The sequence below is a fragment of the Phenylobacterium sp. genome (genome assembly GCF_031425575.1).
Taxonomy (GTDB): Bacteria; Pseudomonadota; Alphaproteobacteria; order Caulobacterales; family Caulobacteraceae; genus Phenylobacterium.
Genome location: NZ_JANPJP010000362.1, coordinates 1 through 3,588, shown reverse-complemented (window position 1 = coordinate 3,588; position 3,588 = coordinate 1). Strand labels below are relative to the sequence as shown.

Genomic DNA, 3,588 nt, shown 5'->3' with positions numbered 1-3,588 from the left:
CCCGGCCGAGCTGCTCTATCTCGGCGGCATCGGCACCTATGTGAAGGCCCGCACCGAGGGCCACCTCGAGGTGGGGGACAAGACCAACGACGCCCTGCGGGTCAATGGCGCCGACCTGCGGGTCAAGGTGGTCGGCGAGGGCGCGAACCTGGGTTTCACCCAGGCTGGCCGCATTGAGTTCGCCCTGAAGGGCGGCAGGATCAACACCGACGCCATCGACAACTCCGCCGGGGTCGACAGCTCCGACCATGAGGTCAACATAAAGATCGCGACCGGGATTCTTGAACGGACCGGCGTTCTGACCCGCCCGAAGCGCGACAAGCTGCTGAAGTCGATGACCGATGACGTGGCCGCCCACGTCCTGGCCCACAACTACGACCAGACCCTGGCCCTGTCCCTGATGGACCTGGACGCCGCCGGCGAACTGGACCCCCACGCGCGCTTCATGCTGTCCCTGGAGTTCGCCGGCCGCCTGGACCGCACGGTGGAGGGCCTGCCCGACGCCGCTGTCCTCGCCGCCCGCGCCGAGTCGGGCCTCGGCCTGACCCGGCCCGAGGAAGCCGTCCTGCTGGCCTATGGCAAGCTGGAGCTCTCCCACGACATCGTCGCCTCCCACGCCCCCGACGACCCGCACTTCGAGGCGGTGCTGGAGGGCTATTTCCCCAAGGCGCTGCGCAAGTACGACGACGCCCTGCGCAAACACCGCCTGCGCCGCGAGATCATCGCCACCGTGGTGGCCAACGATGTGATCAACCGCTGCGGACCGAGCCTGCCGTCCCGGCTGATGGCGGCGGCCTCCTGCGACCTTCGCGCCTTCGTCGCAGGCTACGAGGCCGCCAAGGCGGTCTTGGACCTGCCCGCCCTTTGGGACGCGGTGGCGGCCCTGGACCCCAAGATCCCGGGCCAGACCCCGGCGGCGGGACAGATGGCCTTGTTCCGCCGCCTGGCCTTCACCCTGCGCGGCGAGACCTTCTGGCTGGCGCGCCGGGCCGGGCGCACGGGCGCCAGCGTGGGGGACCTGATCAAACGCTACGGCCCCGGCACCGCGATCCTGCGCAAGCTCGGCCCCCAGGTGCTCTCGGAGGTCGAGCAGATCCGCACCGCAGCCCAGATCGCCAAGCTGGTGGAGGCCGGGGCGCCCGAGGTTCTGGCGGCCCTGGTGGCCAACCTCCAACCGCTCACAACCGCGGTGGATCTGGTGGACCTAGCCGAGGCCTCCTCCTGGGGCCTGCCCAATGTGGCGCGTCTCTACCACCAGACCGGGGCGGTCTTCGCCTTCGACCGCCTGCGCGCGGCGGCAGGCGGCTTCACAGCCGGTGACGCCTTCGAGCGCACCGCGGTCCGGCGCCTGCTGGAGGATCTGCTGGCCGAGCAGGCGGTTCTGACCCGGTCGATCATGACCTTCGTCGCCGGTCCCCAGGCCGGAGAAACCCCGGAAGCGGCGCGCAAGGCCATCGCCTCCTGGACCGCCCTGCGCCGTGAGGCGGCCGAAGCCGCCGCCAAGTCCATCGCCGAGATCGAGGCGGCCGGCGGCGGCTGGACCTTCGCCAAACTCACCATCGCCAACGCCGCCCTGCGCGAACTGGCGGCCAGTGCGACGCTGGAAAAGAAATCCTAGGCCGAAAGCTCCGCCCGGCGGCACCAGCGGTCAAGGTCCCGTTCCCGGCCCATGAGCGCCAGGCCCGAAGCGATGGATTCCAGCTCACTGCCGCTCTCGATCCGCGCCGGGTCAAACCGCCGTTGGAAGATGGCGCGCACCGCCGGCACCAGGGACGAGCCGCCGGTGAGGAAGATGCGGTCGATCTGCCCCGGCGCCAGTCCGGCGTCGGCCAGGGCCTCGTCGACGGCGGTCTCGATCAGCCCTAGCTCCGGGGCGATCCAGCCTTCGAACTCTGTCCGAGCCACGTCGCGGACGATCTCGATGCTGCCCGCCTCGAAGCGGAACTGAGCGCTGGTGTCCCGCGACAGAGCCTCCTTCAACCGGCTCACCGAACGGTACAGCAGGTAGCCGTAGTTCTCGTCCAGGGTCTCCACCAGCCGGGCGATCTTGTCGGGCTCGACCGCTTCGCGAACCAGCTTGCGGATCTCGCGCATGTCGCGGCTGGCGCGCATCAGGGCCAGCTGGTCCCAGCGGGCGAAGGTGGAATAGTAGCGGTTGGGGATCGGCAGGGTCTTGCCGAACGACGTGTAGCTGGTCCCCTTGCCCAGCTCCGGCGACACCAGATGGTCGATGATCCGGTAGTCGAAGGCGTCGCCCGCCACACCGACTCCGGACCGCCCCAGCGGGGTGGACTGGATCTCGCCGTCCTGGCGGGAGAAGCGAATGATCGAGAAGTCGCTGGTGCCGCCGCCGAAGTCCCCCACCAGCACCGTGGCGTCCTCCTTGAGTTCGCGGGCGAAGAAGAAGGCCGCCCCGACGGGCTCGTAGGCGTAGAGGATCTCCTTGAACCCCAACCGCGCGAAGGCTGTCTCGTAGCGGCGCAGGGCCAGCTCCGGATTGGGCGCTCCGCCGGCGAAGGTCACCGGCCGCCCGACGATCACCCGGTCGGGCAATTCCGAGAGCCCCGCCCCCGCGTGGTCGCGCATCTTCAGCAGGAAGGCCGAGAGCAGGTCCTCGAACTGGTAGCGCCGGCCGATGATCTGGGTCTCGGTGAAGCTCTCCGAGGCCGCGAAGCTCTTGAAGGACTGGATGAAGCGGGTCTCCAGCGGATCCTCGACATAGGCCTCGATGGCCCAGGGCCCGGCCTCCACCGTGCGGTCGTTGGGATGGTCGGCCGGCGCGTGGAAGCTGATCGCCGAGCGGAAGGCGAAGAGCTCCCCCTCCGGCGCCGGGAAATTGACCAAGGTCGCGGGCCCGGCGTCGCCGGCCAGGGCCACCACCGTATTGGTGGTGCCGAAATCGATGCCGATCGTCCCGGCCATGGCGCGTTCCTTTGAGAGGGTGAGAGGCGACGGATCCCCACCCACCCGAACGGCGCGCGATCCGCTAGTTCGTGAGGCAGGCCCGACGCATCAGGCCTCCACCAGGTCCTGCTCATAGGCGGCCACGGTGGCCATCTGCAGGATGCGGCTGACCGAGGCCGAGAGCGGGCAGATCTGCACCGACTTCGACAGGCCCAGCAGCAGGGGCCCTATGACCGTCGCCCCGCCCACGGCTTGCACCAGCTGGGTGGAGATGGCGGCCGAGTGGATGGCCGGCATGATCAGCACATTGGCCGGACCGGTGAGGCGCATGAACGGGTAGTTGACCCGCCTTGCCGGATCCAGCGCCAGCTCCGGCGGCATCTCGCCCTCGTACTCGAAGTCGACGTCCATCTCGTCGAGCATGGCCACCGCGTCGCGCACCTTCTCGCTGCGCTGCCCCATGGGGTTGCCGAAGGTGGAATAGGACATGAAGGCCACCCGGGGGGTGTAGCCCAGGGTCGCCACGGTGCGGGCCGCCTGCAGGGCGATCTCCACCAGCTCGTCGGCCTCGGGCATCTCGGTGACGTTGGTGTCGGCGATGAACAGGGTGTGGCCCTTGGCCAGCACCACGCTCATGCCCATGACCCGGCCGTCCGGCAGCGGGTCGATCACCTGCAGCACCTC

At 69.5% G+C, this 3,588-nt stretch carries 3 protein-coding genes; 1 reads left to right on the top strand and 2 read right to left on the bottom strand.

Features of this window, described 5'->3' with window-relative positions; translation table 11 throughout:
- A partial coding sequence (locus RMO97_RS20445) for an NAD-glutamate dehydrogenase domain-containing protein (protein WP_310542846.1) occupies positions 1 to 1,618 on the top strand: 1,618 nt, incomplete at its 5' end.
- Here RMO97_RS20445 and RMO97_RS20440 read toward each other — a convergent pair.
- Together RMO97_RS20440 and RMO97_RS20435 are read right to left on the bottom strand one after the other, a co-directional pair.
- Positions 1,615 to 2,922, bottom strand: coding sequence for an Hsp70 family protein (locus RMO97_RS20440; protein ID WP_310542845.1), 1,308 nt, complete (start codon positions 2,920 to 2,922; stop codon positions 1,615 to 1,617). The genes RMO97_RS20445 and RMO97_RS20440 overlap by 4 nt on opposite strands.
- A 90-nt stretch (positions 2,923 to 3,012) precedes the next feature.
- The coding region (locus RMO97_RS20435) for a phosphate acyltransferase (protein WP_310542844.1) at positions 3,013 to 3,588 on the bottom strand (576 nt) is incomplete at its 5' end.